The organism is Phytohabitans aurantiacus, from assembly GCF_027923225.1.
Lineage (GTDB): Bacteria > Actinomycetota > Actinomycetes > Mycobacteriales > Micromonosporaceae > Phytohabitans > Phytohabitans aurantiacus.
Genome location: NZ_BSDI01000047.1, coordinates 50992 through 67632, shown reverse-complemented (window position 1 = coordinate 67632; position 16641 = coordinate 50992). Strand labels below are relative to the sequence as shown.

Sequence of the window (16641 nt, the reverse complement as noted above, 5' to 3'; positions counted from 1 at the left end):
GCTCCAACGCGGACAATCTCTCTGCCACAACCCACTCCTACCTGCAGAAACGTGGGTGTTGCAGCCAGATCTTGAAACCGCCTATGGCGACGGTCCAGCGCCAAGATCTGACCAGGGCAGAGTGACCAAGCGCGGCCGGGCGGCGGTCTGCTGGTCGTGGATCGCGGAGGGTGAGGCCGCGGGAGCGACGGTCTTGCGCGCGGCGGACGTCGCGGTAGCTCGGATCTCGGTCCTGGTTTTGGACCTGGTCCATGCGTCGTCGATCGAGGGCGTTTGCATGGATCAAGGGCGAACGCACGCGGAAAAGAGATCGAACCACGTGCGTTTGCCCTTGATCGGCGGAAAAGGCCGGCGCGGCGCGAAAGGCCGGCGCGAAAGGCGCGGCCCGAGGCGCGGCCCGAGGCGCGGCCCGAGGCGCGGCGGGAAAGGCCCGCGGAAAGGCCCGCGGGGCGCGTAGGGGGCGGCGGGCGAGGGCTAGTGGTGGTGTCCGGCTAGTTGGGCGCGGATTTCGCCGGTTGGCCATTGGGAGCTGTGTACGTTGACGTACGTGGTGCCTGCGCGGATCGCCGCGACCAGTTCGGTGAACTCGCCGGCCGCGATGCCCTGCGCGGGCGGGCCGATCACGTCGGCGGGGCGGAGGACCCCGGTGACGGTCGCGGGTGCCGCGGGACATGCCTGGGTGCCGACCGGACCGTTGCCCAGGTTGGTGCAGAGGAAGACGCTGATGCCGCCGCTCTGGGCGCGCCCTCCAAAGTGGATGTGCGCCTGGGTGACGGTGCCCACGAGATCGTTGTAGGTGAGCCGATACGAGATCTCCTGGGCCCGCTCGTCGATCTGGGCGCGGAAACGGCCCTGCCCGGTCGTGGAGATCGTTTGAGGATCCTCCTCGTATCCGGACAGCCGCTCGGTGATGACGGCGGCGGATTCGCCGCCGTGGGCGGCGGTTGAACCGGTGGCGGCGGCCAGTGCCGCCGCGGCCGCCACGACAGCCAGCAGTCGGGTACGCCTGATCATCTTGGTGCCTCCCGTCCACGGTAGATAACAACGTGCCTATCGTTCCAGCACTCTCCGTGGGTGGGGCTAAAAAACGATAACGATCATTGGTGATTAATCGCGAAGTCCGCGACGTGGATCGGTGACGGCTCGTCGCCGGTGGAGGGCCGCTGGTACAGGATGGACAGCACGCCGTCGGTCACCATCCGGGTGCGGTCGACCACCACCTCGCCGAACGCGCCCAGCCCGGCACCCTCCAGGCGCGGCGTCCAGTCGGTCCAGCCGCTCGCCGCGCTGGCCGTGACGATCCGGCCGTACGGCAGCACCAGGTACGCGTTGTCGGCGCTGTCGAGCACCAGTTGCGAGCGCCCGAACGCGGCCAGCGGCACCGGGATCTCGGTCTTGCGCCAGCCGCGCTCGCGGTCCAGCCACAGGTGGTAGACCCGGCCGTACCGCTCCCGGTCGGCCACGAAGTCGGACACCGCCGGCACGAACCGCTCCGGCACGTAACTGATCACGACGTGCGGCCGGCAGACCGAGTCGACCACCAGGCACTCCTGGTTGATCAGCGCGCGGTCGACGCCGACCGGGTCGACCACCAGCCCGGGGGAGTCGACCGCGACGAGCTCGTCGGTGCCGGTGCGGGCCACCACCTCGCCGGCGCCGTTGTGCCAGGTGCGCCCGCGGTCGTCGCTGTAGACGTATCCGGTGTCGTGGTTGGCAAGCCCGCCCGGGTGCGTCAGGACGGCGGTGTTGTCCTCGCGCCACGTGAACGCCGCGTGGAGCCGGGCGCAGCGGCAGTACGCCAGGCCGTGCAGGTACATGTTGCGGCTCGCGCTGGTCGCGCCGTTGACCGTGTACGCCCCGTCGGGGGAGCTCCAGGCGCCCACCCGGTGCCAGGCACGGTCGTACTCGACGAGCTCCTGCGAGCCGTTGCCCGAACGGCCGGTGCGGTAGGACATCTGGAGGCGGCCCTCGGGGGTCACCAGGAACCGCGGGTACGTGATGGCACCGAGGTCCAGGTCGCCGAGGGTACGCCGGACCGGTCCGTCCAGAGTGGAGTAGAACACCGCGTTGTCGTGGGTGTCCATGGCCACGTGCACGGTGCCGTCCACAGGGGACATGCCCAGCGAGATCGAGTTGTGCGAGTCGTCGACGCTGAGCTGGTGCGGCAGGCGCACCGGCTCCCAGATTCCGTGGGGCAGCCGCCGGCGCGCCACGACCGCGTGCCGGCTCGCCGTGTACCAGGCCGCGTACTGGTATCCGGCGTGCGTGAGCAGCCCATGCTGCTGGTACGAGGCGTTGTTGACGATGCCCTGGTACGACACGAAGTACAGGGCGGTCGGGTCGAGCACCGAGTCGCCGAGCAGGCTCACTCGGGGGGACTCAGCCACAGGTGGTCCTCCTCCCCGTCGGGCCATCTCACCACGGCCGTGGCGTCCGGCGCCACCGTCACCGTGGGCAGCTCCGTCACCGGCACGCCTGTCAGGACCACCGCCGCCGCGTAGACCTCGCCGAACCGGACCGCGGCGCCGCTCTGCGCGACCGGGATCGCCGAGTGCGCGCCGTAGGCGTTGGTGCCGGAGCGTTCGAGTACGCGGGCGGCCGGCAACCCGACAAGTCCCACCACAGTGGACGTCAACCCGTCCGGCCGGCGTGCCGAGGCGGTCGCCCCGTCAGTCTCGGTCTCCGGCGGTTCGGCGTCCGCGAGCGCGTACCCGCCGATCCGCAGCGTCCACGGCCCGCCGTGCGCCGCACCGTCCACCCTGGCCAGCCGCACCTCGACGGCGCCGCGCAGCACCGACGCGGTGGTCAGGCACGGGCCGGTCCAGAACGCCGGCTGGCGCGGTGGCCACGTTTCCTCGTCGGGCAGCTCGCCGACCGGCCAGTGTGCCCGGTGCCGGGAGATGGCGACCCGGCCCTCGATGGAGACCGGACTCAAGGGGCGGCGGTGTGCGGGGTAACCGCCCGCGTCGAGCAGGGCGATGTGGTTGTCGACCGGACGGCAGGCGTACTCCGGCCCGGCGTGCGTGCTGTACGCGTACCGCGAGTAGCCGGGGTCGTCGGTGCTGAGCGTCTTGTCGGCCGCGTGGTCGGTGCCGTGGTTGGCGACCCGGATCACGCCGTCCGCGCGGGTGGCCGAGACCAGCCAGCCCGGGACCGCGAGCGTGCGGGCCACGTCTCGCTCCTCGACTTCGAGCGGCTGCTCGACGTCTGTCCACACCGGATGCTCCGGCGGCAGTACCAGGCCCGCGAAGCCCTTGCTCGACCAGTACGGCGAGCCGGGCCCGGAGTACGGCTGCCGGATCGCCTCCAGCGGGCCGTACCAGCCGATCGACTCCAGCCGGTCCGGTGCCGAGCCGTCCGGGCTGGGCCCGCCGCCGCGCTCGGCGAAGTGCCGCAGCATCCCGCTGGCGAGCCGCCTGGTCCGGCCGGCCGGCAGGGGACTGGCGTCGAAGATGGCGCCCGCCCACACCGGGGCCAGCGCGGCGTGCCGGTACGTGAGCGAGCGGCCCTGGTGCAGCGGCGCGCCGTCCGGGGCGTACAGGTGCTGGGCGCCGTCGAGATAGGAGTGCAGGCGCTCGCGGTACCGCGTCCACAGCTCCGGCCCCGCGTGGTCGCCGGACATCCGGCAGTACCACAGTGGATAGAAGTTCATCGCCCAGCCGGCGTACCAGTCGAAGTTGCGCGCCGTGTCCCGCCCCGCGTACCCGTCGGTGTACCAGCCGTCGCCGATGTACCAGCCGTCCATCGTGGAGATGTTCGACTCGATGTCCTCAGTGGACCACGGTCCGCCGACCGAGCGCAGGAACGCCTCGACGACGTTCTGGAACCACAGCCAGTTGCACGCCGGGTACGGCTGGCCGATCACCTCGGACAGCCAGGTGACCACGCGCTCGCGTACCGCGTCGTCGAGCGCGTCCCAGATCACGTGCCGCGACTCGTGCAGGGCGAGCGCGATGGACGCCGCCTCGACCTTGGCCTGGTTGATCTCCGTGACCCGCGGCCACCGCTCCGGCGAGCCGGGATCGGTGCCGGCGGCGAGGCCCTCGGCGTACCACTCGGCGAGCGTGCCGTCCGCGTACCCGGAAGAGAGCCGGAAGCCCGCGGCGAGGAACGTGCGCGCGAAGCCCTCCAGCCCGTCGCTGTGCCGTCCGGAGACGCTGGGCGGACCGGGCAGGTCGATGAGCGCGTGCCTCGGCGAGGCGTATGGGCGCACGGCGGCGAGCGTACGGTCGGCGGCCGCTTCCCAGTGCGCTCGCGTCCACCCGGTGTACGGCGACCGGACCCGGTCCTCCAGCGGTCCCATCAGAGCCTGATCGTGTTCCACGAGAGCGGCGGCAGCTCCACCCGCAGCACGCCACCGTCCGGCGCCACCTTCGGGCCGGCCTTCGGGGTGACCCGGTCCTGCTGGTCGAGCGTGTTCTTGGCGTGCCGGTCGGCGTCGGCCAGGTAGGTGTGCGTCACCGGGCCGGTGAGATCGCCTTGTCCATGCCCGCCGAAGGCGCGCAGGTCGACAGCCAGCTCCAGCGGGCGGGTGGTGTCGCGGTTGACGGCGAACACGGTCAGCGCACCGTCGTCACCCCGCACGGCGGTCGCGTGCAGCAGCGGCACGGTGCCGTGCACGGCGGTGTCGTGGGTGGGGCTCTCGACGGCGAGCCGCAGCACCTCGCCGCGGCCGTAGCGGGCGGCGTCGGCGAACGGGTAGAAGGTCGTCTGCCGCCACGCCGGCCCGCCGGGCTCGGTCATGATCGGCGCGATCACGTTGACGAGCTGGGCCAGGCACGCGGCGGTGACCCGGTCGCTGCGCCGCAGCAGGGTGATCAGCAGGCTGCCGACCACGACGGCGTCGGTCACCGAGTACAGGTCCTCCAGCAACCGCGGCGCGACGGACCACGGTTCCGGCTCGGGGTGCGGTGAGTTCTCCTGGTACCAGACGTTCCACTCGTCGAACGAGATGTTGATGCGCTTGGGGTCGCGGCGCTTGGCGCCCACGTAGTCGGCGGTCGCCACCACGCCGTCGATGAACGCCTCCATGTCGGCGGCGGACGCCACGAAGCTGTCGACGTCGCCGTCGCGCTCCTGGTAGTACGCGTGGCAGGAGATGAGGTCGACGGCGTCGTACGCGTGCTCCAGTACCGTCGCCTCCCACTGCCCGAAGGTGGGCATGCCACGCCCCGAGCTGCCGCACGCGACGAGTTCGAGGTCGGGGTCGACGAGGCGCATCGCCTTCGCCGCGACCACGGCGAGCCGGCCGTACTCCTCAGCGGTCTTGAAGCCGATCTGCCACGGGCCGTCCATCTCGTTGCCCAGGCACCACAGCTTGATCCCGTACGGCTTCTCGTCACCGTGCGTCCGGCGCAGGTCCGAGTACGCGGCGCCGCCTGGATGGTTGCAGTATTCGAGCAGCTCGAACGCCTCCGCGGCACCGCGCGTGCCCAGGTTGACCGCCATCATCGGCTCCAGGCCGGTCTTGGCGGTGAACCGCATGAACTCGCTCAGCCCGAACTGGTTCGTTTCGGTGGTACGCCACGCGAGGTCGAGCCGGCGTGGCCGGTGCTCGACCGGGCCGACCCCGTCTTCCCACTTGTATCCCGACACGAAGTTGCCGCCGGGGTAGCGGACCATGGTGGTGCCCAGCTCGCGGATCAGCTCCAGTACGTCGGTGCGCAGCCCATCCTCGTCCGCCAGCGGGTGCTCGGGCTCGAACACTCCACTGTAGACAGCCCGGCCGAGGTGCTCCAGGAACGACCCGAACAGCCGGGGGTTCACCTCACCGACGGCGAAGTGTGGATCAAGAAAGGCGGTAGCGGTAACTTTCTGCTGATCATCGCTCACCGTGGCCAGCGTAGGGACGGCCTTCGGCTTCGTCAACGGGTTGGAATAAGACAGCCTTCCGGCCAATTACCGAAAACCCGATCATCCGGGGTTGACGCTGTTCAATTCCGTTGTGAGCTGCGCTGCCGTGTGCTTCAACGAGATGGCGAGCGGCGAGTCGGCGCCCTCGGGGACCGACGTCGTGGTGCCGACGACCGCCATGGTGGCGATCAACGTGCCGTTCCGGAAAACCGGCGCCGCGACGCTGCGTACACCATTGATCGGCGGCGTGTGAGCCGACACACCCGCCGCGCGGATGCGCTCGACCTCGCGGCGCAGCTCGGGGGAGGCGGCCAGGTCGGCGGCCAGCCCGGGCACCTCGGCGGAGCTGAGGAACGCGCAGAACACCCGGCCCTGCGCCGACGCCGTGCGCGACAGCCGCGAACCGGTGCGCACGCTGATGCGGATCACCCGGTCGGTGTTGTCGTCGACGCGGACCACGACCGCGGTGTCGCCATCCCAGACGCTCAAGACCACCGTCTCGTCGAGCTCGCGCACCAGCCGCTGCATGTGCGGGCCGGCGACGCCGATCACCGGCATGCCGGCGCGGGCGGCGGCGGAGAGCGTGAGAATCTGCGGCCCCAGTGAATACAGCGCCTCACGCTCGTCGTATCGCAGCAGGTTGCTCTCGCGCAGTGCCTTTGTGTATCGGTGGGCGGTGGCCTTGCTGGTGCCGAGGCTGGCGGTCAACTCGTTGAGGCTCAACCGCGGCCGGCTCACGGTGAAGGCGCTCAGAATGACGGCGGCGCGCTGCACGGTCTGGATCGCGGGCGACACGGTTTGGATCGCGGGCGACACGTCCACGGAGCCCCATCCTTTCCGCCGTGTCCGCCATATCACGAGGCGCGAGAGGTCATCATGTCATGTTGGTGAACATCGCGATGCCCCATCGGGTCGCTCTTCCGACACCTCAGGTGAGGGCATAACACACTAAAGTCCGGCACATGCCCGATGGGCCCGCCATCCAGACCGTGCAGCGCGCAGCGGCGATGCTGAGCGCGTTCAGCGTCGACCGGCCCCGGCTCAGCCTCGCCGAGATCACCGCCGAGCTGCGGATGAGCAAAGCCACCGCACACCGGTACGCCCGGGCGCTGCGGGCCGCCAACCTGCTGCGATACGACCCGGCGTCCGGCAAGTACACGCTCGGGCCGCGCATCCTCGCGCTGGAGGCCGCGGCGCGCGCCGGCCTGCCGATCGTGACAGCCGCCGAGCCATACCTGGAACGGCTCACCCGCGAGACCGACCAGACCACCGTGCTCAGCGTCTGGAACGGCGACGCCCCAAGCGTCGTCCGCTGCCTCGACAACACCACCGGCGACGTGCGCCTCAGCGTCCGCACCGGTTCGCAACTCGACCTGACACGATCGGCGCAAGGCCGCGTCTTCTGCGCGTTCCTGCCCGCGGTGGAGGCGCCCGCGGTCGCCCGCCGGGTCAAAGCCTCCGCCGACCTGCGCCGGATCGTCGACGAGGTGCGCCGCCGCGGGTACGCCGTCAACATCCCAGAAGACAACGGTGTACGCGTGATCGCGGCACCCGTCTTCGAACGCAGCCAAATCGTGGCCGCCATCGCCGTCATGGGCACCGCGACAGCCCTGGCCGGCGAGGCCGAGGACGCGGCGGCTGCCGCCCTGACCCGCACAGCGGTAGCCCTATCCAAAACCCTCGGCTAACCACGCACCCACGTTCCGCGCCGGGCCCGCCGTGCCGCGCCCGCTCTGCGCGCCGTGCCGCGCCCGCTCTGCGAGCGGCCCGCGCCCGCTCTGCGAGCGGCCCGCGCCCGCTCTGCGAGCGGCCCGCGCCCGCTCTGCGCGCCGCCCGCGCCCGCTCTGCGCGCCGATCAAGGGCAAAGGCACGTGATTCGATCTCTTTTCCGCGTGCATTCGCCCTTGATCGATGCGGATCTCCTTGATCGGCGCCGTTGAATGAGCGATCCGCGTACGCCGCGCCCAGCTGACGACCGGATTGCCCCATTCCGCGCTGCCGCCACCCGGGCTGTGAACGTTTTGGGCTGCCAGAGCAGCACAAAACGTTCACAGCCCGTCGCACAACGGTGACCTTGACGCATGGCTCGCGCCCTTCGGGCTTGCCAGTACGCGGTTGGGGATGCGGCGCCTTGTAGGAGCGGCGCGGCCCGATTCTCGCGACGCGCGCGGGCGCAGTCGCGGGTCGATCAAGGGTGATCGCATCGATCAAGGCCGAATACACGCGAAAGGAGATCGAACCACGCGCATTCGCCCTTGATCGGCGCAGACGGCGTGGCGACACGCCGTGCCGCGCTGGCCGAGCGGCGCCTGCGCATGGGTCGGAGATCAAACCACGTGCGTTTGCCCTTGATCGGCGCGGAGAGCGGCGCGGCGGGCGCGGAGAGCGGCGCGGCGGGCGCGGAGAGCGGCGCGGCGGGCGCGGCCGCATGCTGCGGGGCGGCGGGCGCGGAGAGCGGAGGGCTGCCGCGATGTCCGTCGCGGTGCGGGCCGTTGCTCCCGCGGGCTCACCCTCCGCCTTTTCACGACCCCATGAAGCCGGGGTTGTGAAACCGCGTGGGGTGAGGCCGCGGGAGCAACGGGCACCGACCGCGGCGGACGCCGCGGTAGCCCGGTTGAAAGGTCTTTAGAGCTCGAACAGGTCGCGCAGTGCCTCGTCGAGGCGGGCGAGGCTGGCGCCGGTCACCATGCCGATGCGTTCGGCGCCGGCGGTTGCGGGGAGGCGGCGCATGCGGTTGACGACGACCACGCCGGCAACCGGGTCGGTTTCGGCCAGCGGCACGGCGAAGGGTGGCAGGTCGGTGGTGCCGCGCTGGCGGACCACCGGGGCGCAGTATGGTGCGGCGCTGGGGCGTTCGTTGTGCGCGTCGCCGGAGAGCACTACCACGCGATACCGCAGGTCGGCGCGGTCGCCGATGGTCCACACCTCGCCCCGGTTCACGGGCGAGCGCCAGATGTCTCGATCATGCGGCGTCCACCATGTCGGTGGGTGGCTCGGGCCAGCCGCCGTCGAGGCGGTCTGCCAGCCGGTCGAAGCCTTCGAGTTCGGCGCGAGCGTCGGGGTCGGTCGCCAGCCACTCCTCGTGGCGGCGTGCGGCGTCGCGGACCGCGGCGCGTCGCGCCGCGCGGTCGATCCATTCCGACAGGCTCATGCCGGCCGCGCGGGCCTCGGCGCGGGCCCTGGCCAGGGTATCCGCGCTGAGTGTCAACGTGACCTTTTCAGCCATGGACGAGATGGTACGCCGGTGGTGGAATCCTGGATCGCGGGTACGGTGGCCGGATATGCCGGTTGGTATCCGAGCTGACCGAGAAGTCGAAAGGATGCGTAATGCTTACCTTGACTGACAATGCGGTAGCGGTGATCCGCAGCTTGACCGAACAGCCCCAGGTGCCGGACGGCACCGGCCTCCGGATCGCCACCGACCCGAGCGCGGGCGCGCTCACGCTCAGCCTCGCCCCGGAGCCTGTCGAAGGCGACCAGGTGGTCAACGAGGCTGGCGCGCGGCTCTTCCTGGAGTCTTCGGCGGCTGAGCTGCTGGATGACAAGGCTCTGGACGCGGCTGTGGATCCGAGTGGGTCGGTGCAGTTCGCGGTGGCTGAGCAGCAGCCTGGTTGAGGTTGCGATTGGGGGATTCGGGCCGGTCACCCCCGGCCCGAATCCCTGACCTGGTCGTTCGCTGTTCCTAAGTGCGGCTCGGGCGGAGGCTGCTGGGGGCGTTTAGGTTGGCTTCGTCGTCTACGCCTACGCCCAGGCGGTCTACCAGTTCGCCGCCCAGCCAGGCGCTGACGCCACCCGCGCCCAGGGCGAGCAGTTCGACGATGAACAGCGCGGTGCCGGCGTCGCGGCCGTCGGCGCCCAGCCGGATCAGCCACACGATCGCGAAGACCACGACGAGGCCGAGGTTGAGCAGGCCGTGGAGCGCGCCCACCCGCTTGGCGCGGGTGTCCCGCGGGATCGCCAGCCAGTCGATGAGCCCAGCGACCGCCGCGAGCAGGCCGACCGCCAGTCCCACCGTGATGTTCCAGAAGGCCACCTCGCCGAGTACGTCCGGTCCGCCAACCAGATCGATGAAGTCGAACGCCACCGCGGTCACCAGCAGACCGAGCGGGAACATCACCAGCATCGGGTGGACAGGGTGGCCGAGTGCCTTGACACGGCTCTCCATGGGGGACTCCTTCCTGCCTAGGCCCCCGGGATACCCGGGACGGGACGCGCGAAACGGGCATGGACGCGCTCCCACTGAATCCCCTTGGGGCGGTATGGCGTGATTGCTAATCGTTCAAGAATTTGGGTCACTCCGTGGTCATCCCGGCGCGGTCCGAGCGCCGCCCACGGACGAAGGGTGGGCATCCCCCATGACCCAAACCCCACGATCAGAACGTCGAACGCCCAAGGTCAGCCGCCGCTCCGTCATTACCAGCCTGGGTGCCGGTACGGCGGGAGCTGTCGCGCTCGGTCCTCGTGGCGCGCTCGCCGCACCCCCGGAAACGCTCGTCGTCGCGGCGACCCCCGCCGACCGCTTCGGCCGCATGTTCCCGAACCTGCCGCCGTTCGTCCCCGCCGACGACCGGCGCCGCGCGGCCCTTATCGACATGGGCAAGGTCGGTGGCCTGCTTGACGCGAAGGACGACCTGACCAGGCCGCCGGTCGAGCTGATCACGGATCCCGCGGCGTTCGCGAACAACCCCGACAACCCCGGCATGACCGCCGGCATGACGTTCCTGGGGCAGTTCCTCGATCACGACATGACGTTCGACACGACGTCGGTCCTCGGCGTACCTACGCCGCCGGAGAGCACGCAGAACGTCCGGACGCCGGCACTTGACCTCGACTCCGTGTACGGCGGCGGGCCGGCCGCCAGCCCGAACCTGTACCAGGCGGACCGGGTGAAGCTGCGCATCGAGTCGGGTGGCCGCTTCGAGGACCTGCCGCGCAACTCCGACGGGTCGGCCATCATCGCCGACCCGCGCAACGACGAGAACCTGGTCATCGCGGGCTTGCAGGCCGCGATGATCCTGACCCACAACCGGGTGGTCGACGACCTGCGGGCGCAGGGTGTACCGGCGGCGAACCAGTTCGCGCAGGCGCGGCGGCTCGTCACCTGGCACTACCAGTGGATCATCGTGAACGAGTTCCTGCCGTTGACCATCGGCCAGGACCTGGTGCGGCAGATCCTCAACAGCGGGCGGCGCTGGTACCGGCCGGAGCCCGGCCCGGCGTTCATCCCGGTCGAGTTCCAGGGCGCCTGCTACCGGTTCGGCCACAGCCAGGTGCGCCCGTCGTACCGGGTGAACTTCCAGGGAAACCCGGGCAACACGCAGTTCTTCGCGTTCATCTTCGACCCGGCGGCGGAGGGTCAGGCGGACCCGGAGGACATGCGCGGCGGTGCCCGTGCGCCCCGGCGGTTCATCGGCTGGCAGACGTTCTTCGACTTCGGAGACGGGGTCGTCCGCAACAACAAGCTCATCGACCGCAAGATCTCGACGCCGTTGTTCCGGCTGCCACTGGGCGCGATCGCGAGCGGCGACCCGCCGATCTCGCTGCCCCAGCGCAACCTGCTTCGGCAGGTCACCTGGTCGATCCCCGCCGGGCAGCGGATCGCACAGACCATCGGTGCGCCGATGCTGCACCTTCCCGAGCTCGCGGGCTACGGGGTGGCGCTGGAGAACCAGACGCCACTTTGGTACTACACGCTGGCGGAGGCGGAGATCCTTGCCGGCGGCCGACGGCTCGGGCCCGTTGGCGGTACGGTCGTCGGCGAGGTGTTCATCGGTCTGTTGCAATTGGACCCCAACTCGTACCTCGCGGTCGCGCCGACCTGGAAGCCGACTTTGCCGAGCCAGGCGGCGGGCACCTTCCGCATGACAGATTTGCTGCGCTACGCCCGGGTTGACCCAGTAAGCCGCGGAGGTTAACCGGACATCTGGACAAGAATCCCCCAGGGGTGATGCGCCATCTGAGTTAAAAGTCCGACACTCACGGAAGTCTATGTAACAAACTGGAAACTGGGCTGGGGACGGATGCCGGGGAGGCAGGCCGTGCAGCGGACAATGTTGTCGAACGGTCGCGTCATCAGGGTCGCTATACGGTCGAGCCGACGGCTGTTCCGCGACACGCTGGCTGTCTGCCTGTCCGCACAACCGGAGTTCACGGTGGTCGGTCACGTCGCCGATGACGGTGCGCTGCTCGGCCTGTGTGACCTGTGCGGTCCCGACGTGGTCATCTACGACGCGGGGCCGTGCCTCACCGAGGCGCTGTCCACATTGACCGACCTGCGCGGCCGGTACCGGTTCCTGCGCCTGGTCGTGGTCTACGAGCGACTGTCGTCCTCCGACCTGGCGGCGAGCCAGCAGGCCGGTGTCGACACCCTCGTACCGTCGTCGCACGGCCTCGACGCGTTGCTGATGCTGTTGCACCAGCACGCCGAGGCCGTGCGCGCCGGCGGTGGCACCCAGAACGGTGTCGGGTTCACCGAGCAGGAGCGCGAAATCCTCACGCTGACCGCCGCGGGCCATACGGTGAGCCGGATCGCGGAGCTGCTGGGGCTCACACCGTGCACAGTGGAGAACGCGAAACGGCGGATCTACCAGAAGCTCGCGGTGTCGAGCCAGAGTCACGCGGTCGCCCGCGCGGCGGCCCTCGGCCTGGTGAACCGCCTGCCGCCCGGCCGCCCCAGGGTGTATGCGATGGGCGGCCTGCGACTCGCGGTGCTGCGCGGCCCGGATGTGCCCGCCCGGCACCAGGCCGCGGCGGCCCTGCTGTCGCAGCACATTCCGTTCGTCACCGACACCGCGCCGGACGGCGAGGAGGTCGACGACTACGTCGGATCGTCGGCCGCGCCGGTGATCCTGGTCGACCCCGGACCCGAGCACTGGCCGCGGCTGGGCCAGTCCTGGGTACCGGTGCTGCTGGTGTGTTCGGCGCCGATGACCCGCGGCGATATCCTCGAAGCCCTTGGCCGGGGCGCGATCGGGATCGTCGCGGCGGAGCGGATCGGCGCGGCGCTGGTGCCCGCGCTCACGCTGGTCGTCTCCGGCCACCTGACCGTCGATCCGGCGGCCGCGGCCTGGCTCATCGACGCCGTCGGCAACCGCGCCGGCGAGCCGGACGGCGGCCTGCCCGACCTCACCACGCGCGAGGGCGACATCCTGCGGTCGATCGCGGCCGGCCATACGGTACGCCAGACCGCGCGGTCGCTGGGCATCGCGGAGAAGACCGTGGAGAACACCCAGGCGCGGCTGTTCCGCAAGCTCGGTGCCCGCAACCGGGCCGGCGCCCTGGCCACCGCTCACGCCCTGGGGCTCTTGGAGTTGTTGGACGAACACCAGGATTGACTTATATAAGCCGTCGCCGTTATTGTTGGCCGTGCACGCGTTCGATGTCCTCGGTGATCCCGTCCGCCGCCGCATCCTGGAGCTGCTCGCCGAGGGTGAGCAGACCTCCGGTGCGGTGACCGCTGCCATCCAGCGGGAGTTCGGGATCTCGCAGCCCGCCGTGTCGCAGCACCTGCGCGTGTTGCGCGACAACGGGTTCGCCACCGTCCGGGCCGAGGGCACCCGCCGCCTGTACGCCGTCGACGCCGCGCCGCTGCGCGAGGTCGACCTCTGGTTGGAAACGTTCCGGCGCTTCTGGGACCAGCGTCTCGACGCGCTGGCGACCGAGCTCGCCCGCGGCAAGCGGGAGCGCCGCCTGAAGCAGAAGGATGAGGCATGAAGGACATCCTCGACGAGTTGGCCGCTGTCCAACGTGGACTCGGTCGGGCCGCGATCCCGGCCGGCGATGCCGCGACGGTCACGTTGAAGCGCAGCTATCCCGCCGACATAGAAGACGTGTGGGACGCCATCACCGACCCCGAGCGCCTCAACCGGTGGTTCATGCCGGTGACGGGGGAGTTGAAGGTCGGCGGGCGCTATCAGTTGGTGGGCAACGCGGGCGGCGAGATCCTCCACTGTGAACCGCCGCGGCACCTCAAGGTGACCTGGGTCTACGGGGAGAACCCCAAACCGACCGACGTCTCCGAGGTGACGGTGCGGCTCTCGCCCGAGGCGGGCGGCGCCACGACCGCGTTCGAACTGGTGCACGCCGCCGTCGTCGACCCGAAGATGGACGAGGAGTACGGGCCGGGCGCGGTGGGCGTCGGCTGGGACCTCGCGCTCCTCGGGATCGCCCTGTACCTGAGTGGTGGCGGGCTCACACCCGAGGAGCGCGCGGCGTTCGACGCGTCGCCGGAGGGCCGCGAGTTCGCGACGCGCAGCAGCGAAGCGTGGGGCACGGCCATGTTGGACAGTGGGTGGGACCCGGAGGACACGGCCCGCCGCGTGGCCAACACGACCGCGTTCTACGTCCCGCCCCAGGCCCCGTGATCAGGGCGTCCCTCAAGTCGTTAGAACGACTTGAGGGACGCCCTGATCACGCGGGGTGATTCGTGAGGTAGCCGCCCATCGTGCGGAAGTAGTCGGTGGCGGCGTGCTCGGTGCCGTCCTCGGTGCGGACGCGGCGCACGACCAGGCCGGGATCGCGGCCGCGGCGCGCGTCCGCGCCGGCGACGATCACGACGCCGTCACCCTCGCGGATGAAGATCCGGCCTGGGGTACCGCCATAGCGGCCCTCGGAGACCGCCGCCGACACCACCCGCAGTCGCTCGCCGCGGTGATAGGTGAAGGCGTTCGGGTACGGGTCGGACTGCGCGCGAACCAGGCGCTCGATCTCCGCGGCCGTCCAGGTCCAGTCGATGCGACTGTCCTCGATGGACCGCTTGTGGAAGAAGCTCGCCTTCGACCGGTCCTGCTTGACCCAGTCGGTGCGCCCGGTGGCGATGAGCGCCAGCCCGTCCGTCGTGATTGGACCGAACAGCTCCAGGGTGCGGTAGAACAGGTCGGTGGTGGTGTCGGTCGGGCCGACCGGCACCGACCGCTGGATCACGATGTCGCCCGCGTCGAGCACCTCGTCCATCATGTGCGCGGTGACGCCGACCTCCGGCTCGCCGTTGATGAGCGCCCAGATCAGGGGCGAGAAGCCGGCGTACGCGGGCAGTAGCGAGTCGTGCACGTTGAGGGTGCCGAGGCGCGGCAGGTTGAAGACCTCCGGCGGGATCCAGGTGCGCCAGTTGGTGGCCACGATGACGTCGGGGTCGACCGCGCGCAGCGGCTCGACGAGGTCGTCCGGCCGGCTGCGGATCAGCACCGGCACCCCGTGCTTCTCGGCCAGCTCGGCCACCGAGTCGTCCCAGATCTTCTCGTACGCGTGCTCGCTCGGCGGGTGGGTGACCACCAGCGCGACCTCGTGCTCGGAGTCCAGCAGGGCCTGAAGGGTGCGATGACCCCAGGTTTGGTATCCGAACATGACTACCCGCATGAATGTCCCCTCCGCGAAACGTGACCTGGTTATCTCTGGTTATCTGAGGCTTGCCTAACACGGTAACTTAAGCAAGGCTGTCCTAAGTTCGCAACGCCGAGTGATGGGACGGGCATGTCACAGCTACCGGTGTACGACGTCGTGGGGATCGGCTTCGGCCCGTCCAACCTGGCGCTCGCCATCGCGTTGACGGAGAGTGGCGGATCGCTCGACGGGATCTTTCTTGAACGCCAGCCACGGTTCGGTTGGCACCGAGGGATGCTCCTCGACGACGCCACCATGCAGGTCTCGTTCCTCAAGGACCTCGTGACGCTGCGCAATCCCGGCAGCGAGTTCACGTTCCTGCGGTACCTGCACAGCAAGGGCCGGCTGATCGACTTCATCAACCACAAGAACCTCTTCCCGCTCCGGGTGGAGTTCCACGACTACCTCGAGTGGGCCGCCGCCCGGGTCGAGGACCAGGTGCGGTACGGGCACGAGGTGGTGGCCGTCGAGCCGGTGTCCGGTGCGGACGGTATCGAGCTCGTCGAGGTGCGGGCGCGCGCCGAGGGCCGGGAGGCGGTGTACCTGGCACGCAACCTCGTCTTCGCCACCGGCCTGCGCCCCTGCGTGCCTGACGGCGTGACGGTGACCGACCGGATCTGGCACAACAGCGACCTGCTCGACCGGCTCGCTGGGCTCTCCGACGAGCCGCGCCGGTTCGTCGTGGTGGGCGCCGGGCAGAGCGCCGCCGAGGTCGCCGGCCACCTGCATCAGCGCTACCCGTCCGCGGAGGTGTGCGCGGTCTTCTCCCGGTACGGGTACAGCCCGGCCGACGACAGCTCCTTCGCCAACCGCATCTTCGACCCCGCGGCGGTCGGCGAGTTCTACGACGCGCCACAGGACGTCAAGCAGGCCCTGGTGGACTACCACGGCAACACCAACTACTCCGTCGTCGACGTCGACCTCATCGCCGACCTGTACCGCCGGGTCTACCGGGAGAAGGTGCTCGGCGAGCAGCGGCTGCGGCTCTTCAACGTCTCGCGCGTCGTCGAGGCGGTCGAGACCGGCGGTTTCGGTACCGGCGGCGGAAAGGTCGAGGTCACCGTCGAGTCTCTCGCCACCGGGACCAAGAGCGTGCTCGACGCCGACGTGGTCATCTACGCCACCGGATACCAGCCGGCCGATCCGGCCCACCTGCTGGGCGGGCTCGCCCGGTACTGCCGGCAGGACGAGCGCGGGCGCCTGCGGGTGGCCCGCGACTACCGGGTCGTCACCGCGCCCGAGCTGCGCGCCGGCGTATACCTGCAGGGCGGCACCGAGCACACGCACGGCATCACGTCGTCGCTGCTGTCGAACACGGCCGTCCGGGTCGCCGACATCCTCGGGTCCATCGTGGACCGCCAGCCGGCGGCGGTGGGCCGCCCGTGAACCTGGCAACCTTCCCGGAGCTGT

The 16641-nt window shown here is 70.2% G+C and carries 16 protein-coding genes; 7 read left to right on the top strand and 9 right to left on the bottom strand.

The genetic code is table 11. From position 1 onward, the window contains the following. Window positions 1–474 precede the first annotated feature (474 nt). From QMG73_RS34610 to QMG73_RS34590, 5 genes are all read right to left on the bottom strand, one after another. The gene (locus QMG73_RS34610; RefSeq protein ID WP_281902862.1) at window positions 475–1014 is read right to left on the bottom strand and encodes a CHRD domain-containing protein; all 540 of its coding nucleotides are present in this window, start codon (window positions 1012–1014) and stop codon (window positions 475–477) included. 83 nt (window positions 1015–1097) lie between these two features. Then, the gene (locus QMG73_RS34605; RefSeq protein WP_281902860.1) at window positions 1098–2387 is read right to left on the bottom strand and encodes a BNR repeat-containing protein; all 1290 of its coding nucleotides are present in this window, start codon (window positions 2385–2387) and stop codon (window positions 1098–1100) included. Beyond that, window positions 2366–4303 carry a DUF2264 domain-containing protein gene (locus QMG73_RS34600; RefSeq protein WP_281902858.1) on the bottom strand — a complete coding sequence of 646 codons (1938 nt, stop codon included), beginning with the start codon at window positions 4301–4303 and terminating at the stop codon, window positions 2366–2368. The genes QMG73_RS34605 and QMG73_RS34600 overlap by 22 nt, the downstream gene beginning before the upstream one ends. Then, on the bottom strand, window positions 4303–5832 hold the full coding sequence (gene arfA, locus QMG73_RS34595; RefSeq protein WP_281902856.1) for an arabinosylfuranosidase ArfA: 1530 nt from the start codon (window positions 5830–5832) through the stop codon (window positions 4303–4305). Before arfA ends, QMG73_RS34600 begins: the two co-directional genes overlap by 1 nt. 81 nt (window positions 5833–5913) lie before the next feature. Further along, the gene (locus QMG73_RS34590) at window positions 5914–6675 is read right to left on the bottom strand and encodes an IclR family transcriptional regulator (RefSeq protein ID WP_281902854.1); all 762 of its coding nucleotides are present in this window, start codon (window positions 6673–6675) and stop codon (window positions 5914–5916) included. Between the two features lie 140 nt (window positions 6676–6815). Here QMG73_RS34590 and QMG73_RS34585 point away from each other — a divergent pair, with 140 nt between their 5' ends. Then, window positions 6816–7541 (top strand): IclR family transcriptional regulator, encoded by a 726-nt coding sequence (locus QMG73_RS34585; RefSeq protein ID WP_281902852.1) that lies wholly within the window; start codon window positions 6816–6818, stop codon window positions 7539–7541. 937 nt (window positions 7542–8478) lie between these two features. Here the strand turns inward: QMG73_RS34585 and QMG73_RS34580 are convergent. Continuing rightward, on the bottom strand, window positions 8479–8793 hold the full coding sequence (locus tag QMG73_RS34580) for a type II toxin-antitoxin system PemK/MazF family toxin (protein ID WP_265253285.1): 315 nt from the start codon (window positions 8791–8793) through the stop codon (window positions 8479–8481). A gap of 22 nt (window positions 8794–8815) precedes the next feature. Beyond that, window positions 8816–9079 carry a hypothetical protein gene (locus tag QMG73_RS34575; RefSeq protein WP_281902849.1) on the bottom strand — a complete coding sequence of 88 codons (264 nt, stop codon included), beginning with the start codon at window positions 9077–9079 and terminating at the stop codon, window positions 8816–8818. Window positions 9080–9180: 101 nt separating this feature from the next. Here QMG73_RS34575 and QMG73_RS34570 point away from each other — a divergent pair, with 101 nt between their 5' ends. After that, window positions 9181–9468, top strand: a complete 288-nt coding sequence (locus tag QMG73_RS34570; RefSeq protein WP_281902847.1) for an adhesin — start codon at window positions 9181–9183, stop codon at window positions 9466–9468. A 67-nt stretch (window positions 9469–9535) separates the two neighbouring features. Here the strand turns inward: QMG73_RS34570 and QMG73_RS34565 are convergent, their stop codons facing one another. Next, on the bottom strand, window positions 9536–10018 hold the full coding sequence (locus QMG73_RS34565; RefSeq protein ID WP_281902846.1) for a DUF2231 domain-containing protein: 483 nt from the start codon (window positions 10016–10018) through the stop codon (window positions 9536–9538). A 190-nt stretch (window positions 10019–10208) separates the two neighbouring features. Here QMG73_RS34565 and QMG73_RS34560 point away from each other — a divergent pair, with 190 nt between their 5' ends. The 4 genes from QMG73_RS34560 to QMG73_RS34545 all read left to right on the top strand — a co-directional run bounded on the left by QMG73_RS34560 (window position 10209) and on the right by QMG73_RS34545 (window position 14216). Next, window positions 10209–11768, top strand: coding sequence for a peroxidase family protein (locus QMG73_RS34560; protein ID WP_281902845.1), 1560 nt, complete (start codon window positions 10209–10211; stop codon window positions 11766–11768). A 123-nt stretch (window positions 11769–11891) separates the two neighbouring features. Then, window positions 11892–13187 (top strand): response regulator transcription factor, encoded by a 1296-nt coding sequence (locus QMG73_RS34555; RefSeq protein ID WP_281902844.1) that lies wholly within the window; start codon window positions 11892–11894, stop codon window positions 13185–13187. A gap of 31 nt (window positions 13188–13218) precedes the next feature. Continuing rightward, entirely contained in the window at window positions 13219–13566 is a 348-nt protein-coding gene (locus QMG73_RS34550) for an ArsR/SmtB family transcription factor (RefSeq protein ID WP_281902842.1), read from the top strand. Further along, window positions 13563–14216: an SRPBCC family protein gene (locus QMG73_RS34545; protein WP_281902840.1), complete on the top strand. Its 654-nt coding sequence runs from the start codon at window positions 13563–13565 to the stop codon at window positions 14214–14216. Before QMG73_RS34550 ends, QMG73_RS34545 begins: the two co-directional genes overlap by 4 nt. Before the next feature lie 46 nt (window positions 14217–14262). Here the strand turns inward: QMG73_RS34545 and QMG73_RS34540 are convergent, their stop codons facing one another. Then, complete coding sequence (locus QMG73_RS34540; protein WP_281902837.1) at window positions 14263–15207, bottom strand: methionyl-tRNA formyltransferase; 945 nt, start codon at window positions 15205–15207, stop codon at window positions 14263–14265. A gap of 114 nt (window positions 15208–15321) precedes the next feature. Between QMG73_RS34540 and QMG73_RS34535 the strand changes: the two genes are divergently transcribed. After that, entirely contained in the window at window positions 15322–16617 is a 1296-nt protein-coding gene (locus QMG73_RS34535) for a lysine N(6)-hydroxylase/L-ornithine N(5)-oxygenase family protein (RefSeq protein ID WP_281902836.1), read from the top strand. Window positions 16618–16641: the final 24 nt, after the last annotated feature.

What these genes read in the sequence shown, in the direction of transcription:
- QMG73_RS34610 (WP_281902862.1), bottom strand. Translation starts at nt 1,014, where the DNA reads ATGATCAGGCGTACCCGACTGCTGGCTGTCGTGGCGGCCGCGGCGGCA.
- QMG73_RS34600 (WP_281902858.1), bottom strand. Translation starts at nt 4,303, where the DNA reads ATGGGACCGCTGGAGGACCGGGTCCGGTCGCCGTACACCGGGTGGACG.
- QMG73_RS34585 (WP_281902852.1), top strand. Translation starts at nt 6,816, where the DNA reads ATGCCCGATGGGCCCGCCATCCAGACCGTGCAGCGCGCAGCGGCGATG.
- QMG73_RS34575 (WP_281902849.1), bottom strand. Translation starts at nt 9,079, where the DNA reads ATGGCTGAAAAGGTCACGTTGACACTCAGCGCGGATACCCTGGCCAGG.
- QMG73_RS34570 (WP_281902847.1), top strand. Translation starts at nt 9,181, where the DNA reads ATGCTTACCTTGACTGACAATGCGGTAGCGGTGATCCGCAGCTTGACC.
- QMG73_RS34565 (WP_281902846.1), bottom strand. Translation starts at nt 10,018, where the DNA reads ATGGAGAGCCGTGTCAAGGCACTCGGCCACCCTGTCCACCCGATGCTG.
- QMG73_RS34560 (WP_281902845.1), top strand. Translation starts at nt 10,209, where the DNA reads ATGACCCAAACCCCACGATCAGAACGTCGAACGCCCAAGGTCAGCCGC.
- QMG73_RS34545 (WP_281902840.1), top strand. Translation starts at nt 13,563, where the DNA reads ATGAAGGACATCCTCGACGAGTTGGCCGCTGTCCAACGTGGACTCGGT.
- QMG73_RS34540 (WP_281902837.1), bottom strand. Translation starts at nt 15,207, where the DNA reads ATGCGGGTAGTCATGTTCGGATACCAAACCTGGGGTCATCGCACCCTT.
- QMG73_RS34535 (WP_281902836.1), top strand. Translation starts at nt 15,322, where the DNA reads ATGTCACAGCTACCGGTGTACGACGTCGTGGGGATCGGCTTCGGCCCG.